The sequence below is a fragment of the Xenorhabdus sp. BG5 genome (assembly GCF_015163665.1).
Classification (GTDB): Bacteria; Pseudomonadota; Gammaproteobacteria; order Enterobacterales; family Enterobacteriaceae; genus Xenorhabdus.
Window position 1 is genome coordinate 63,608 of the sequence record NZ_JADEUG010000002.1, and the last position, 17,459, is coordinate 81,066.

12 protein-coding genes and 3 pseudogenes are annotated in these 17,459 nt (G+C 44.3%); 14 read left to right on the forward strand and 1 reads right to left on the reverse strand.

Annotation, left to right across the window (positions count from 1 at the left end; translation table 11 throughout):
• Positions 1-166: 166 nt before the first annotated feature.
• The 7 genes and pseudogenes from IQ209_RS02310 to IQ209_RS18180 all read left to right on the forward strand — a co-directional run.
• A complete protein-coding gene (locus IQ209_RS02310; protein WP_193848617.1) occupies positions 167-1,405 on the forward strand; it encodes an MdtA/MuxA family multidrug efflux RND transporter periplasmic adaptor subunit in 1,239 nt (412 codons plus the stop codon).
• Positions 1,405-4,566 (forward strand): MdtB/MuxB family multidrug efflux RND transporter permease subunit, encoded by a 3,162-nt coding sequence (locus tag IQ209_RS02315; RefSeq protein ID WP_193848619.1) that lies wholly within the window; start codon positions 1,405-1,407, stop codon positions 4,564-4,566. The genes IQ209_RS02310 and IQ209_RS02315 overlap by 1 nt, the downstream gene beginning before the upstream one ends.
• Positions 4,563-7,658: a multidrug efflux RND transporter permease subunit MdtC gene (mdtC, locus tag IQ209_RS02320; RefSeq protein WP_193848621.1), complete on the forward strand. Its 3,096-nt coding sequence runs from the start codon at positions 4,563-4,565 to the stop codon at positions 7,656-7,658. The genes IQ209_RS02315 and mdtC overlap by 4 nt, the downstream gene beginning before the upstream one ends.
• Before the next feature lie 10 nt (positions 7,659-7,668).
• Positions 7,669-7,893: pseudogene (locus tag IQ209_RS18175) on the forward strand (two-component system sensor histidine kinase BaeA); the annotation flags it as partial.
• A pseudogene (locus IQ209_RS02325) lies at positions 7,891-8,082 on the forward strand (ATP-binding protein); the annotation flags it as partial. The pseudogenes IQ209_RS18175 and IQ209_RS02325, both read left to right, overlap by 3 nt.
• A gap of 37 nt (positions 8,083-8,119) precedes the next feature.
• Complete coding sequence (baeR, locus tag IQ209_RS02330; RefSeq protein ID WP_193848623.1) at positions 8,120-8,827, forward strand: two-component system response regulator BaeR; 708 nt, start codon at positions 8,120-8,122, stop codon at positions 8,825-8,827.
• Between the two features lie 11 nt (positions 8,828-8,838).
• Positions 8,839-8,967: pseudogene (locus IQ209_RS18180) on the forward strand (integrase); the annotation flags it as partial.
• Between the two features lie 98 nt (positions 8,968-9,065).
• Here the strand turns inward: IQ209_RS18180 and icd are convergent.
• A complete protein-coding gene (icd, locus tag IQ209_RS02335; protein ID WP_193848625.1) occupies positions 9,066-10,319 on the reverse strand; it encodes an NADP-dependent isocitrate dehydrogenase in 1,254 nt (417 codons plus the stop codon).
• Between the two features lie 140 nt (positions 10,320-10,459).
• Here icd and rluE point away from each other — a divergent pair, with 140 nt between their 5' ends.
• The 7 genes from rluE to phoQ all read left to right on the forward strand — a co-directional run bounded on the left by rluE (position 10,460) and on the right by phoQ (position 17,393).
• Entirely contained in the window at positions 10,460-11,089 is a 630-nt protein-coding gene (rluE, locus tag IQ209_RS02340) for a 23S rRNA pseudouridine(2457) synthase RluE (RefSeq protein WP_193848627.1), read from the forward strand.
• On the forward strand, positions 11,082-11,534 hold the full coding sequence (locus IQ209_RS02345; protein WP_193848629.1) for an NUDIX hydrolase: 453 nt from the start codon (positions 11,082-11,084) through the stop codon (positions 11,532-11,534). Before rluE ends, IQ209_RS02345 begins: the two co-directional genes overlap by 8 nt.
• Positions 11,535-11,607: 73 nt before the next feature.
• Positions 11,608-12,711 (forward strand): tRNA 2-thiouridine(34) synthase MnmA, encoded by a 1,104-nt coding sequence (gene mnmA / locus IQ209_RS02350; RefSeq protein WP_193848631.1) that lies wholly within the window; start codon positions 11,608-11,610, stop codon positions 12,709-12,711.
• A 2-nt stretch (positions 12,712-12,713) separates the two neighbouring features.
• Complete coding sequence (gene hflD / locus IQ209_RS02355) at positions 12,714-13,340, forward strand: high frequency lysogenization protein HflD (RefSeq protein ID WP_193848633.1); 627 nt, start codon at positions 12,714-12,716, stop codon at positions 13,338-13,340.
• Between the two features lie 81 nt (positions 13,341-13,421).
• Positions 13,422-14,792: an adenylosuccinate lyase gene (gene purB, locus IQ209_RS02360; RefSeq protein ID WP_193848635.1), complete on the forward strand. Its 1,371-nt coding sequence runs from the start codon at positions 13,422-13,424 to the stop codon at positions 14,790-14,792.
• Positions 14,793-15,253: 461 nt separating this feature from the next.
• A complete protein-coding gene (phoP, locus tag IQ209_RS02365; protein WP_228005668.1) occupies positions 15,254-15,937 on the forward strand; it encodes a two-component system response regulator PhoP in 684 nt (227 codons plus the stop codon).
• Positions 15,930-17,393, forward strand: coding sequence for a two-component system sensor histidine kinase PhoQ (gene phoQ, locus IQ209_RS02370; protein ID WP_193848636.1), 1,464 nt, complete (start codon positions 15,930-15,932; stop codon positions 17,391-17,393). The genes phoP and phoQ overlap by 8 nt, the downstream gene beginning before the upstream one ends.
• Positions 17,394-17,459: the final 66 nt, after the last annotated feature.

Consider the following 17,459-nt stretch of genomic DNA (forward strand, 5'->3'; position numbering starts at 1 on the left):
ATGAAAAATCACTACCAGAAACATTATCTTTTTGACATAACCTCCACATTTTCTTCATTATTGACGAATTCCTGTTGGTTACACTAATAATATATTCTTGCATCTAACTTAGCGTAAGATGCCGCATGATTGGTTACCGCCATAACACTAAGAGAATGTCGAGCAAATGAATAATAAAAGCCGTTCCTACTTTTTCCGACTCGCTGCGGTGCTAGCCGTGATCGTCGGGGTCGTTTTCTTTGCGTGGAAATACTTCAACGTACCTTCATCAGCAGATGACTCTCAGGATTCAGAATCAAAACAGAGTTTACCTAATCCCGCTCAACCACCAGTGCAAGTAGCGACGGCTGAAATCAAATCGATACCCCATTACTTAGGGGGATTAGGAACAGTTCTGGCGGCCAATACCGTCACTGTCACCAGCCAGGTGGAAGGTCAGTTAATCGCCCTGCATTTTAATGAAGGTCAATATGTCCAAAAAGGGGATTTACTGGCAGAAATCGATCCTCGTTCCTTTCAAGTCAAGCTGGCAAGAGCGCAGGGACAATATGCCAAAGATCAAGCAACATTAGCTAACACTAAACAGGATTTGCTCCGTTTTCAGCAATTGGCGAAAAGTAAACTTATCTCTCAACAAGATCTGGATAAACAAATCTCTTTGGTTCGCCAGAGTGAAGCCAGCTTACAGGCCGATCAGGCAGATATCGACGAAGCCAAACTGCAATTGGCATATAGCCGTATTACAGCACCAATTTCCGGTCGCGTCGGATTAAAACGCATTGATATTGGCAACTACGTATCTGGTGGAGGAGCAACGCCAATTGTGGTCATTACGCAAGTCGATCCTATTGATGTCGTGTTTTCCCTGCCTGAAAACGATATTGGTGCGGTGTTAAAGGCGCAAAAAGATCATAAAAATGTGGCTGTCATTGCGTGGGATCGCAATAATCAGCAACAGTTAACACAAGGAAAACTCATCAGTATCGATAATCAGATTGATGTGACTACTGGCACGATCAAGATGAAGGCCCAATTCAATAATCAAGATAATGTGTTGTTCCCTAATCAATTCGTCAATATTCAGATGAAAGTCAATACGCTGAGCGATGTCGTCGTGATCCCTACGGCGGGATTACAGCTGGGAAATAGCGGTAATTTCGTCTGGAAAGTGGATAAAGAGAACAAAGTCAGTAAGCATAAGGTCGTTGCAGGTCTACAAGATAATCAATTGGTGGTCATCAATAGCGGGCTGTCAGCAGGCGAGCATGTCGTCACTGATGGTATTGATAACCTGACCGAAGGCACCAACGTTGAGATTGTCAAACCTTTGACAATCGAAGCACTCAATGCGGATCAAAATAAGAAAAATTCAGAGCAATCAAACGGTAAGGTGGATAATTCCTGATGCAATCAGACTCTCCAATGACAGGCGGAGGGCCATCCCGCCTGTTTATTCTGCGCCCTGTTGCCACGACACTGTTTATGATTGCGATCTTGCTGGCCGGATTAATTGGTTACCGGATGCTGCCAGTTTCTGCATTGCCGCAAGTGGATTATCCCACTATTCAGGTGGTAACACTGTATCCTGGCGCCAATCCAGATGTAATGACATCTGCTGTCACTGCACCGCTGGAACGCCAGTTCGGTCAAATATCCGGCTTAAAGCAAATGTCATCCAGAAGTTCCGGTGGAGCTTCTGTGATCACGTTGGTATTCCAGCTCTCACTGCCCTTGGATGTGGCGGAGCAAGATGTGCAGGCAGCGATCAATTCAGCCAGTAACCTATTGCCTGATGATCTGCCGTATCCCCCCATTTACAGCAAAGTCAATCCGGCTGATCCGCCTATATTGACGTTAGCGGTAACCTCTGATGTCCTGCCGATGAGTCAGGTGCAAGATATGGTAGAAACGCGCATATCCCAGCGTATTTCCCAGGTCAGTGGTGTCGGTTTGGTGACATTGGCGGGCGGGCAACGTCCCGCTGTGCGCGTGAAATTGAACGCACAGGCTTTGGCTGCACAAGGATTAGACAGCGACGTTATCCGTTCTGCCATCATGAAAGCCAATGTGAATTCGGCAAAAGGCAGTTTTGACGGTCCCACTCGCTCCATCACCATATCCTCCAACGATCAGATGAAATCTGTCGATGATTATCGCAATTTAATCGTGGCCTATAAAAATGACGCGCCGATCCGCTTGCGTGATGTCGCTACCATTGAACAGGGAGTGGAGAATAGCAAATTGGGTGCATGGGCAAATGAAAAACCTGCCATTGTCATCAATGTTCAGCGCCAGCCTGGCGCAAATGTTATTGAGACTACGGACAATATCCGCGTCATGTTGCCAGAATTGATCAACAGCCTGCCCAAATCTGTCAATGTGGAAATGCTGACAGATCGTACAGTCTCAATCCGCCATTCAGTCAAAGATGTTCAATTTGAATTGTTGCTGGCTATTGCGCTGGTCGTCATGGTGATCTACCTGTTTTTGCGCAATGTCACGGCAACCTTGATCCCAAGTATTGCCGTACCACTTTCGCTAGTGGGTACATTTGCTGTGATGTATTTTTGCGGCTTTTCTGTCAATAACCTCACCTTAATGGCATTAACTATCGCAACTGGCTTCGTGGTGGATGATGCTATTGTAGTGATAGAAAATATTTCCCGTTACATTGAACGGGGAGAAAAACCGTTGGCGGCCGCGTTAAAAGGTGCGGGAGAGATTGGCTTTACGATTATTTCCCTGACGTTCTCATTAATCGCCGTCTTGATCCCTCTGCTGTTTATGGGGGATATCGTCGGTCGGCTATTCAGGGAATTCGCCATTACCCTCGCTGTCGCTATTTTAATTTCTGCCGTTGTCTCACTGACGCTAACGCCAATGATGTGTGCAAGGATGCTGAAACCCGAAGCTGATATTAAACACAATCGCTTCGAGCAAGCGTGCGAACGCTTCTTTGAACGCATGATTGCAGTATATGCCGTCTTCCTGAAACGGGTGTTGAATCATCCCTGGATGACACTTAGCGTTGCATTCGGTACATTGGCTTTGACTGCCCTACTCTATATCATGATCCCTAAAGGATTCTTTCCCTTGCAAGACAACGGCCTGATCCAAGGCACATTGGAAGCACCACAATCCATTTCATTCAATGCAATGGCAGATAAGCAGCGGCAAGTGACGGCTCTGTTATTAAAAGATCCTGCTGTGGACAACGTCACGACCTTTATTGGTGTCGATGGTAACAATCCAACATTGAATAATGCCCGTCTCCAAATCACGTTGAAACCTCTCCGGGAGCGTGACGACCGGATTGACGAGGTGATCCCACGCCTGCAAGCGCGGTTAGCTAAAATCCCCGACGTTAAGTTGTACCTGCAACCAACTCAGGATTTGACCATTGATACCCAACTATCGCGCACGCAATACCAATTTACGTTGCAAGCGGCTTCGCTTGATGAACTCGCTGTCTGGGTTCCGAAATTGCAACATGCCCTGAAACAACGTTCAGAATTGGTGGATGTCGGTAACAATTGGCAAAATCAGGGGTTAGTAGCCTACCTCAATGTGAATAGGGACATGGCTAGCCGCTTTGGGATCTCTATGGCCGCCGTAGACAATGCTTTGTATAACGCTTTTGGCCAACGCCTGATTTCAACTATTTACACTCAGTCAAATCAATATCGCGTTATCCTTGAGCAAGATACGAAGAATTCATCGGGGCTGGAAGCGATAAACAATCTTTATCTGACCGGTAATGATGGCAAAATGGTACCTTTCAATACCATTGCCACGGTTGAACAACGGTTAGGGAATTTGTCTATCGACCATCTGCAACAATTTCCTGCGGCCACTTTTTCATTCAACGTAGCGAAAGATTCATCCCTTGAACAAGCTGTCAATGCCGTCAAAGAGGCAGAACAAGCAATCCAAATGCCAAAAGATATCATTACGCAATTTCAGGGAGCAACTCTGGCGTTCCAGGATGCGCTCAGCAATACCCTTTGGCTGATTGTAGCGGCTGTCGTCGCCATGTATATCGTGCTCGGTATTTTGTACGAAAGCTTTATTCACCCTGTCACTATCTTATCAACCTTACCTACTGCGGGGGTTGGCGCATTGTTAGCTTTAATGGCTGGCGGGTACGAACTGGATATTATTGCCATCATTGGGATCATTCTCTTAATTGGCATTGTGAAGAAAAACGCCATCATGATGATCGATTTTGCTCTGGCCGCAGAGCGGGAAAAAGGGATGACGCCTTATGAAGCTATTTATCAGGCCTGTCTGTTACGTTTCAGGCCAATTTTGATGACAACAATGGCAGCACTGCTGGGCGCATTGCCACTGATGTTGAGCACCGGTATTGGTGCAGAGCTGCGCCGTCCGTTAGGCGTCAGTATGGTGGGAGGTCTGATTATGAGCCAAATCCTAACCTTGTTCACAACGCCTGTTATTTATCTGCTGTTTGATCAGTTAGTACACTACCATCGAAATAAAAACAATAAGAAAGATCAACAAATAAGGCTAGATAAATCCTTAGATAATCATCAGGAGCCGCTGTGAAATTCTTCGCCCTATTTATCCAGCGGCCAGTTGCCACCACATTGCTGAGTTTAGCCATCACCCTATGTGGTGCACTCAGTTTTATCCTGTTGCCTGTATCGCCGTTGCCACAAGTTGATTTTCCCGTGATAACAGTTCAGGCTTTCATGCCCGGCGCGTCACCAGAAACGATGGCGTCCTCCGTAACGACGCCTCTGGAACGCGCATTAGGCAGGATAGCGGGGGTAAAAGAGATGTCTTCTGCCAGCTCGTTGGGAAGTTCTTCTATTTACCTGGAATTTGATCTCAACCGGGATATCAATGGCGCAGCACGGGATGTCCAGGCCGCCATCAATGCCGCTCAAAGCTTATTACCTTCCGGTATGCCAGACAAGCCAAGGTATCATAAAGCTAACCTATCAAACGCCCCAATCATGATCTTAACCCTCACCTCAGATAATTATAGTGAGGGGCAACTGTATGATCTGGCTTCTACCCGATTGGCGCAAAAGCTTTCTCAAATAGAAGGCGTCAGCAAAGTCAGTGTCGGTGGTAGTTCATTACCGGCTATACGTGTTGAACTCAACCCTAATGCGCTCTTCAACCAAGGTGTTTCTCTTAACGATGTCAGTAATGCCATCAATAATGCGAATGTTCGGCTGCCGACCGGCCATGTTGATACCAATAACCAGATCTGGCAGCTACGCACCAATGATGAATTAAAAACACCTGACAGTTACCGTTCGATTATTGTCCATTATAATAATGGAGCACCTGTCAGGTTGCAGGATGTTGCAAATGTTAAGCGCTCTGTCGAGGATATCCGCGCCGCAGGCATGTCTGGGAATAAGTCTGCAATTGTGCTTATTATCCGCCGCGAAGCGGGTGCAAATATCATCTCAACCGTGCAACGCATTCGTGATCAGCTCCCTGCCCTGCAAGCCTCCTTGCCTGCTAATATTCAGCTCAACGTTGCTCAGGATCGTTCACCAACTATTCAGGCTTCCCTGCACGAAGTAAAACGCGCATTAGCCATTGCCGTCGCTTTAGTGATTCTGGTCGTATTCCTGTTTTTGCGTTCCGGCCGAGCTACGCTGATCCCGGCAATTGCCGTTCCGGTATCGCTGATTGGTACTTTTACCGCCATGTATTTATGTGGTTTCAGTTTAAACAATCTTTCTCTGATGGCGTTAACTATTGCCACCGGATTTGTTGTCGATGATGCCATTGTGGTATTGGAGAATATTTCCCGTCATTTAAATGCGGGCTTAACCCCCATGCAGGCGGCTCTCAAGGGAAGTAGAGAAGTCGGATTCACTGTGCTGGCTATGAGCTTGTCACTGATTGCGGTATTTATTCCCCTTGTATTGATCGATGAATTACTCGGCAGGTTATTCCGGGATTTTGCTATTACCTTGGCAACTGCCATTGGGATTTCGCTGTTAGTTTCACTGACCTTAACCCCGATGATGTGTGCACATCTGCTCAAATCCACACCTAAAAATACCCAGAATCAGACACGGGGATTCGGTAAGGTATTGTTGAGCATTCAGCAAGGCTATGCCCGTTCACTGAAATGGATACTCAATCATACTCGCTGGGTATTGTTGGCATTGATCGGCATTATTGCCCTGAATATCTGGCTCTATATCAGCATTCCGAAAACATTTTTCCCGCAACAAGATACTGGAAAAATGTTAGGATTTGTGGTTGCTGATCAAAGCATTTCATTTCAGGCCATGCATGAAAAAATGAAACGCTTTATGCAGGTCATCAATAATGACCCAACCGTAGATAATGTCGTGGGTTTTACTGGTGGTGACAGCATCAATACAGGCTTTATGTTTGTTTCGCTAAAGCCATTGAAAGAGCGTAACGAAAGTATCCAACAAGTTATCACCCGCTTAAGAAGCAAACTGACCAATGAAGCGGGAGCACGTCTCTATTTAGTTCCTGTTCAGGATCTAAGCAGCGGAGGACGAGGCGGTAAATCGACTTACCAGTTTAATTTACTGTCAGATGATTTTGACAAACTGCGCAAATGGAGTCCTATCGTCAAGAAAGCACTGGAAAAATTGCCTCAATTGGTGGATGTCAACGGCGATGAAGACGAAGAGGCTAAAGGCGCTGAAATAGCGATTACTTATGATCGTGATGTGATGGCTCGTTTAGGCATCAATGTTGCTGAGGCAAATAATTTACTCAACAATGCTTTTGGTCAGAGACAGGTTTCCACGATTTACGCCCCTTTGAATCAATATAAAGTGGTCATGGAAGTGGCACCACAATATAACCAAGATCCCAGTGCATTGGAGAAGATGTTTGTCATTAATAGCAAAGGAGAACGCATTCCCCTTTCCTACTTTGCTCAATGGCGCCCTGCCAATGCACCATTGGATGTTTATCACCAGGAACTTTCGGCTTCTTCTACCATTGCCTTTGATGTGGCGCCAGGCTATACGCTGTCTGATGCAATCAGTGCAATAGAAAGAACAATAACAGAACTGGGCGTTCCTTCAGCAGTACGTAGCTCTTTTGCAGGTACAGCACAGGATTTTCAAGAGAGTGAACGTTCGCAATTATTGGTGATCCTGGCGGCTATAGTCACTGTTTATCTGGTCCTTGGTGTACTCTATGAGAGTTATATTCACCCGCTGACAATCCTTTCTACTCTGCCTTCTGCGGGTATAGGTGCTTTGCTGGCTCTGGAACTATTCAATACCCCCTTTAGCCTAATCGCCATGATTGGGATTATGCTGTTGGTGGGCATTGTTAAGAAAAATGCCATTATCATGGTGGATTTTGCCCTTGAAGCTCAACGAAACAGCAAGCTCAGTGCTCAGGAAGCGATTTTTCAGGCCAGTGTATTGCGATTCCGTCCGATTATGATGACGACGCTTTCTGCCCTGTTTGGTGCTTTACCTTTGGTATTGAGCAATGGGGATGGTGCAGAATTACGTTTCCCGCTGGGGATCACGATTGTTGGTGGCCTGGTAGTAAGCCAGCTTCTCACGTTGTATACCACTCCGGTTGTGTATCTGTTTTTTGACCGATTACGTGAAAAATGGCGCCTTCGCAAAGCAATACCCTCTCATGATAGTTTACCCAGGTAACTTAGCCAGAATGACATTCAGGATAAAAATGGGTATCAGTAGTAAACTTTTTCTGGCCATTTTTGCTATTTGTATGCTGGTATTGATCACAATGCACTGGGGCATTTACCTCAGCTTTCATCACGGTTTTATAGGCTATATCAAACAGAATAGCCAAAATCGGGCGAATATGCTGGCACAAGCATTGACAGAACAATACCAGCAATATGGCAACTGGCATTTTCTGACCCAAAATTTGACTGTTGAACAATACCAGCAGGTTTTTGAATGTTTTTATCGTTGCGAATCTTCCCGTAACCGCACAAGCGGAGGTTCAGGGCTTGGGCTGGCGATTTGCTATAACATCGCTGAAGCCCATAATGGAATAATTCATGCAGAAAGCTCATCTTTAGGTGGTATTAAAATTCACGTAGAATTCACGTAAAATTACCGTTGATTACATCGTCTGAACTTGGAACACAATGAGTACACATCTTACACAATATACTGTTCTCATCGTTGAAGATGAACCCAAGTTGGGGCAACTGCTGGTTGATTATCTACAATCCGTAGATTACCAAACCCAATGGCTCAAACGTGGTGACGAAGTCATCGCTCATGTGCAAAAATACCATCCTCATATTATCTTGCTTGATCTTATGTTGCCCGGTCTTGATGGATTATCGATCTGTCAGGAACTGCGTAAATTTTCAGATATCCCGATTGTCATGATGACTGCAAAAACGGAAGAAATTGACCGACTGCTCGGCTTAGAAATCGGCGCTGACGATTATATCTGTAAACCTTATAGCCCGCGGGAAATGGTAGCCAGAGTAAAGACAATCTTACGCCGTTGTTACCGTCCGAAAGAGATCATCAGTGAGCAAGGTACACTGACCATTGATGAAAAAGACTTTCAGGCGCGTTATTTTGAACAGGCGCTTGAATTAACGCCGGTTGAATTCCGCCTGCTCAAAATTATGTCCAGCCAACCAGGGCGTGTTTTTTCCCGTGATCAACTATTGAATAACCTTTATAACGATCATCGCATTGTGAATGACCGTACTATTGATAGCCATATTAAAAATTTGCGCAGAAAACTGGAGCAACTGGATGAGGATAAATCTTTTATCCGTTCCATTTATGGATTGGGTTATCGTTGGGAAGCCGAAATCTGTCGTTTGATGTGACACAGTAACCGACATTATCGGAATGTCTATACCGAAAACAAGGTATCAATACAAAAGATTTATTAGGGCAGAAAACGCAACAACAAACCGATAAATATCATGATGACCGCGGTAAAGACTGGATAAAAATTGTCGTCTGAGTCGTTCAAATTTGATAGGTTTTGATAACCGTTTCACACGTAATAATAAAACAACGGGAACCATTAAGCCCCCGTTATCTATTCAGTTAAGCAATTAATTACATATGAGAGATAATGGCATCGCCGAACTCGCTACATTTCAGCAACTTAGCACCTTCCATCAGGCGTTCAAAATCGTAGGTGACAGTTTTAGCGGCTATTGAACCTTCAACACCTTTAACGATTAAATCAGCGGCCTCGAACCATCCCATATGGCGCAGCATCATTTCAGCGGAAAGGATCACCGAACCCGGGTTGACTTTATCCTGGCCTGCATACTTAGGTGCCGTACCGTGTGTTGCTTCGAACAGTGCGCATTCGTCACCAATGTTTGCACCTGGGGCAATACCGATGCCACCTACCTGTGCAGCCAAAGCATCAGAAATGTAGTCACCATTCAGGTTCATACACGCAATAACATCATACTCTGCTGGACGCAGCAGGATCTGTTGCAAGAAAGCATCTGCAATCACATCCTTAATGATGATATCTTTGCCATTTTTAGGATTCTTGATCTTAACCCACGGACCACCATCCAACAATTCTCCGCCGAATTCAGTGCGAGCCAGTTCATAACCCCAGTCTTTAAAAGCACCTTCAGTGAATTTCATGATATTGCCTTTATGAACCAAAGTGACTGATTCACGGTCATTATCAATGGCATATTCAATCGCAGCACGTACTAAACGTTTAGTACCTTCTTCTGAGCAAGGTTTGACACCGATACCACACTGTTGAGGGAAACGGATCTTATTAACACCCATTTCATCTTGCAGGAATTTAATCACTTTGTCCGCTTCCGCTGAACCTGCTTTCCACTCAATACCCGCATAAATGTCTTCAGCGTTTTCGCGGAAAATAACCATATCGGTCAATTCAGGCTGCTTAACAGGGCTTGGCGTACCTTGGTAATAACGAACTGGACGCAGGCAGACATACAGATCCAATTGCTGACGCAATGCGACATTCAGCGAACGGATACCACCACCTACTGGTGTTGTCAGAGGGCCTTTGATAGCAACACGGTATTCACGAATCAAATCTAGCGTTTCATCTGGCAACCAAACATCTTTACCATAGACATGCGTGGATTTTTCACCTGTGTAGATTTCCATCCAGGAAATTTTGCGCTCACCGCTATATGCTTTCTGAACCGCAGCATCAACAACTTTTAGCATGACCGGCGTCACATCAACACCAATGCCATCCCCTTCGATATAAGGGATAATAGGGTTATTCGGAACACTTAATTTACCTTTGGCATCAATAGTAATTTTTTTACCTTCCGCCGGAACAACTACTTTGCTTTCCATTAACCTCTCCTTTCAAATAAGCGCAATGCCTTGTTAATTTTTTGTAAGGGACGTGTCAATACTACTTGAATATTCTGCAAACGCCAACGGTCACAGATTTAAGGTATAATACGCACCCTAATTTTTAACGATGGCTTATCATGACAAATATCGCTTTTAAAAAACGCCAACTTAACCGATTCAGCCAGAGAAAAAATAACAGAGCCATAAAAAAACCAATAGGCCCTCGTCGGGTATTGATTTTTAACAAACCTTATGATGTCTTACCCCAATTCACCGATGAAATGGGAAGAACAACGTTAAAAGATTTTATCCCGTTTACTGATATTTATGCCGCGGGTCGTCTGGATCGTGATAGTGAAGGTTTACTGGTGTTAACCAATGATGGCAAATTACAGGCTAGATTGACTCAACCTAATAAAAAAACCGCTAAAGTTTATTATGTTCAAGTCGAGGGCATTCCTGATGAAACAGCTCTGAATCAACTTCGTAACGGCGTTTTATTAAAAGATGGCCCAACCTTACCCGCCGGCGCTGAATTAGTAGAAGAGCCTGAATGGCTCTGGGAGAGAACGCCTCCGATTCGGGAACGAAAAAGCATTCCGGTAAGTTGGCTTAAAATTACGTTATATGAAGGGCGTAATCGACAAGTACGTAGAATGACCGCTCATATGGGTTATCCTACACTGCGCCTAATCCGTTTTAGTATGGGTTCAATACAATTAGAGTCACTATCCCCTGGAGAATGGAGAGAAATTAATCTTGTTTAGTCCACACGTCACGGTTGCCTGCATTGTTCATGCAGAAAATAAGTTTTTGGTTGTTGAAGAGTTTATCAACGGCAAGCCTCTCTGGAATCAACCAGCAGGCCATCTTGAAGCTGATGAAACATTACTGGAAGCCGCTGAACGGGAATTATGGGAAGAAACCGGAATTCGTGCACAACCACAAGCATTTTTAAAGCTACACCAATGGGTTGCGCCGGACAGAACTCCATTTATCCGTTTTCTATTCCTGGTTGAAATGGAAAAAATCATGGACACCCATCCACACGATAGCGATATCCATTGCTGCCATTGGTTAAGTGCAGAAGAAATCCTTAACAGTTCACAGTTACGTTCCCCTCTGGTTGCCGAAAGTCTTCTTTGCTACCTTGAGCACAAAGCTTATCCACTCTCGATACTGGATTATTATGGTTCACCTTTCGCCAAATGAAGACGTTTGGTGCACCTTGGTTGCCAACGTGCTAAAGTATTGCGTTTGTTTTTTTCCGCAGTGAGATATATCCATGTCAGATAACAGCCAGAAAAAAGTCATTGTCGGCATGTCCGGCGGTGTTGATTCATCCGTTTCCGCCTACCTTCTGCAACAGCAGGGCTACCAGGTAGCTGGCCTGTTCATGAAAAACTGGGAAGAAGACGATAGTGAAGAGTATTGCTCGGCGGCTACCGATCTTGCCGACGCCCAAGCCGTTTGTGACAAACTGGGCATAGAATTGCATACCATCAATTTTGCAGCCGAGTATTGGGATAATGTATTCGAACATTTTCTTGCTGAATATAAAGCAGGCAGAACCCCAAACCCGGACATTCTTTGCAATAAGGAAATCAAATTCAAAGCATTTTTAGAGTTTGCCGCAGAGGATTTAGGGGCTGACTATATCGCAACCGGGCATTATGTCCGTCGTCGGGATGTGAACGGCATCAGCCAATTGCTCCGTGGCCTGGATGATAATAAAGATCAAAGCTATTTCTTATATACCTTAAGCCACCAGCAAGTTGCCAAGAGCCTGTTTCCGGTCGGGGAATTGGAAAAACCCGAAGTACGCCGCATTGCCGAAGAAATTGGCCTGATCACCGCAAAGAAAAAAGATTCGACAGGCATCTGCTTTATTGGTGAGCGTAAGTTCCGTGATTTCCTTGGGCGCTATTTACCCGCCCAGCCTGGCCCAATTATGACGGTGGATGGGCAGATCATCGGCCAGCATACTGGCTTGATGTACCATACACTCGGCCAGCGCAAAGGACTAGGAATTGGGGGAACGAAAGAGGGTGGTGAAGAACCCTGGTATGTTGTTGATAAAGATGTCGACAATAACATACTGATTGTTGCCCAAGGCCATGAACATCCTCGCCTGATGTCTGCCGGTTTGATAGCCCAGCAACTACATTGGGTTGATCGCCAACCACTGCAAGCAGAAATGCGCTGTGTAGTCAAAACACGCTACCGTCAGCATGATATTCCCTGCACTGTCGTCCCTCTGGGCGAAGATAAAATTGAGGTTCGTTTTGATAGCCCTGTTGCCGCTGTCACCCCTGGTCAATCAGCCGTGTTTTATCAAGGTGAAGTTTGTCTCGGTGGTGGCGTGATCGAACAACGTATACAGGAGTAGTTGTGGCTAAAAATTATTACGATATTACACTGGCTCTGGCAGGTATCTGCCAGTCAGGTCGTCTGGTCCAAAAACTTGCCCATGAAGGCCAGTGTGATACGGATGCTTTTGAGATCATGATCAACAGCGTCCTGAACATGAATCCAACCTCTACGCTGGATGTCTTCGGCAATAACGCCTGTAACCTGCGTGTTGGCCTTGACGCCATGTTGGGTATGTTCAATGGTTCACATAGTGGCGTTTCTGCCGATCTTACCCGCTATATGCTGAGTTTGGTGGCACTGGAACGCCGCTTGAATAAAAACCCATCGGCTGTCAATCAATTGGCAAATCGCATTGAACAATTAGAACGTCAGCAAGCCTATTTTGAACCGATGTCAGAAGGAATGCTCAACGCCCTGGCTGGAATTTATGTCGATGTTATCAGTCCCCTGGGGCCACGTATTCAGGTGACCGGTTCACCTGACGTATTACGTAATTCATTGATTCAAGCAAAAGTCAGATCGGTGTTACTGGCCGGTATCCGCAGTGCCGTTTTATGGCAACAAGTTGGCGGTAGCCGACTGCAAATCATGTTTTCTCGTCAGCGCCTGATCCGACAGGCAAAAGAGATCCTTGCTAACTGTTAGATGATAAAGACTGTTAGCGAAAACTGTTAAATTTAAGCTGTTAAACATACATTATTAAATAAAATCCGGGAGTTGCTACCAATGGAATTATCCTCACTGACCGCTGTTTCTCCAATTGATGGCCGTTACGGCGATAAAGTCAGCGCACTACGCGCTATTTTTAGTGAGTTCGGCTTACTAAAATTCCGTGTGCAAGTCGAAGTACGTTGGCTGCAAAAACTGGCTGCAACCACAGAAATCCAAGAAGTTCCTGCTTTTGACGCCAACGCAAACGCTTACCTTGATGAAATTATTGCAAATTTCAATGAGCAGGATGCACTGCGTATTAAAGAAATTGAGCGCACCACCAATCACGACGTTAAGGCTGTTGAATATTTTCTGAAAGAAAAAGTCGCGCATATCCCAGCCCTGCATCAGGTTGCAGAATTTATTCATTTTGCCTGCACATCAGAAGATATTAATAACCTGTCACATGCCTTGATGCTTAAAACAGCCCGTGAGGAAGTTTTGCTGCCTCAATGGCGCCAAATAATCGATACCATCACACGCATGGCACATGATTATCGCGATCTGCCACTGCTATCGCGTACACACGGTCAACCCGCTACCCCTTCCACTGTCGGAAAGGAATTTGCTAACGTGGCCTATCGTATGAAGCGCCAATTCCGTCAGCTTGAGCAGGTAGAAGTTCTGGGCAAAATCAACGGGGCGGTTGGTAACTACAATGCACACTTATCCGCCTATCCACAAGTTGACTGGCACCAATTCAGTGAGTCATTTGTAACCTCTTTGGGCATTCAGTGGAACCCGTATACCACTCAGATTGAACCTCATGATTACATTGCAGAAATGTTTGATTGTGTGGCGCGTTTCAACACTATCCTCATCGATTTTGATCGCGATATCTGGGGCTATATCGCCTTGAACCATTTCAAGCAAAAAACCATTGCTGGGGAAATTGGTTCTTCTACTATGCCACATAAAGTCAATCCGATTGATTTCGAAAACTCAGAAGGAAACCTGGGCCTGGCAAATGCGGTCCTGGGACATCTTGCCAGCAAACTGCCTGTTTCCCGCTGGCAGCGTGACCTGACAGATTCAACAGTACTGCGTAATCTGGGCGTCGGTCTGGGATATGCATTAATTGCTTATCAATCCACGATGAAGGGGTTGAATAAGCTGGAAGTCAATGAACAGCACTTACTGAATGAACTGGATAGCAATTGGGAAGTACTGGCAGAGCCTATCCAGACTGTTATGCGCCGTTATGGCATTGAAAAACCGTATGAAAAACTGAAAGAACTGACTCGCGGTAAACGTGTTGATGCTGAAGGTATGAAAGCGTTTATTGATAGTCTTGAACTTCCTGAAGCGGAAAAAGAGCGCCTTAAATCCATGACGCCAGCAAATTATATTGGATACGCGACTTCACTGGTTGACCAGTTAAAATAATCTATTTATCCATATAGATGGGCGGGTTCTATCCCGCTCATGCACGATTTTTGTGCTACAAATTCACCCTAACTGCGTAATCCCAACAGACTCCCTGCCACCACGTAGCAACCTGAATGCTATTATTAACCCGCGGGGTATTTAGATCGGATTTTATGTGGCTGTAAGCCGCATAAAACCTAGATTCCTCACACGAGGTAAATTGCTGCCCCGTTAATAAGTATATGAACTTATATAGAAGTTAAATAAATTGTAAATTTATTTACTATTTCAACCTAACCATTTGTTTTTAAATGCGCCAATCATTAATATACCAACAAAAACTTAAATAGTTACTATACTTAGTTTACTCATAATCGTATACCTATAATTTTATTTAATCTTTATTGACGAAATTGATTACTTAGCTATTTTAAATTTATTTGATAAACATTAATTACTGATTAGCATAAGGAATCATTATGCGGATATTGATCGTTGAAGATAACGCATTACTTCGCCATCACTTAACCGTACAATTACGGGATATCGGACATCAAGTTGATGCTGCGGAGAATGCGAAAGAAGCAGATTATTATCTTAAAGAGAGTCACCCTGATATTGCTATCGTTGATTTAGGGTTACCGGGAGAAGATGGCCTTAGCATGTTACGGCGCTGGCGCAGTGAGCAAATTAATCTCCCTATCCTTGTTCTTACCGCCCGTGAAAGCTGGCAAGAAAAAGTCAACGTGCTAAACGCGGGCGCAGATGATTATGTTACCAAGCCCTTTCATCTGGAAGAAATTAATGCCCGCATACAAGCATTAATGCGACGCAATAGTGGTTTGGCATCACAATTAGTTGAAATATCACCGTTTTTGATCAATCTCTCAAGAAAGGAGTTTTTTATCAATGAAGCCAATATTAAGTTGACCGCTTTTGAATACATTATTATCGAAACCTTACTGCGCAATAATGGCAAAGTTGTCAGTAAAGAAACGCTAATGCGCCAATTGTATCCAGACGCTGAATTACGCGAGAGTCATACAATTGATGTATTAATGGGGCGTTTGAGAAAAAAAATATTGAATGAATGGCCGGAAGAGGTCATTGTCACTGTTCGTGGTCAAGGGTATCGCTTCGATGTGAAATCTTATAATGCTTAAGTTCTCTGAAAAACCTTTTTCTTTGAGAACACGGTTTCTCATGGCTACGGCTGCTATTATTCTTGCATTGACACTGTCATATGGCATTGTTGCTATCGCTGGATATTTAGTCAGCTTTGATAAAACAAGCTATTCCATACTCCGTAGCCAAAGTAATCTATTTTTCACATTAGCGAGATGGCAAAATAACAAGCTAGAAATCCTTGTTCCCAAAGATTTTTCTATGAATTACCGCTCATTAGCACTGATCTATGATAATGATGGGAATATCCTTTGGCGCCAGAATAATGTGCCTGAATTGGAAAGAATGATTGATCCTGATTGGTTGAAGAAAGAGGGTTTATATACACTAGAAGCCTATTTTAAAGAGAAAGGAGATTTTTTCTATAATCCCACAGCAACACCAAATCAAGATAATGCAAAAAAGGCAAAAAATAGTAAGGACGTGTTATTAACCTATTCAGTTGCTGTAAATATTTATTCTGCCACTGACAAACTGCCTGCCATGACCATTGTTATCATTGATACCATCCCACAAGATGTACAGGAATCAGCAAAAGTATGGGAATGGTTTGGATATGTCCTGATCGCTAACTTACTTTTAATCATTCCATTAATCTGGCTTGCTGCTGACTGGAGCCTTAGGCCAATAAAATCCTTAATTACCCAGATCAGTTCATTAGAAAATGGGGAAAGGAAAGAACTGGATGAGAATCCTCCGACTGAACTAAAGGGGCTGGTCAGAAACTTAAATAACTTGCTATCCAATGAACGTAAACGTTATACAAAATATCACACGACACTCTCGGATTTGACGCATAGCCTGAAAACACCTCTAGCGGTATTGCAATCAACCCTGCGCTCTCTGCGTCCTCCTCAAAAGCTGACCATTGAACAAGCTGAACCCATTATGCTTGAACAAATTGACCGGATATCCCAACAAATTGGCTATTACCTGCATAGAGCTAATATGCGCAGCGACCATAGCTTACTTCTGAGGCAGATTTCTTCTGTCCCCATCTTGCTGGATGGATTAATCCGTGCCCTAACCAAGGTATATCAACATAAGGGCATCAAAATTATGCTAGATGTCTCTCCTGAAGTGACATGGCTAGGGGAAAAAAATGACTTTTTGGAAGTGATGGGAAACATTCTGGATAATGCTTGTAAATATTGCCTGAAATTGGTCAAAATCACCGCCACAATGGGAGAAAATTCAGTCACCATTCTGGTCGATGATGATGGATTAGGCGTTCCTCTTGATAAGCGAGAAATGATTTTTCAACGTGGCTTACGCGCTGACACATTACGATCAGGCCAAGGCCTTGGCTTATCGATAGCGTCTGAAATTGTCGAGCAATATGCAGGTGATATCAGCATTGATGATAGTCCACTTGGTGGCACCAGGGTGAGCGTGATATTTCGTGCCCAGCATAATGCGGCCACCACACAATAACGATCAGGCGATAGTTAGCACAATCGCAAAATATTTCAACCAAATCTGATATCGTCATTGACTATT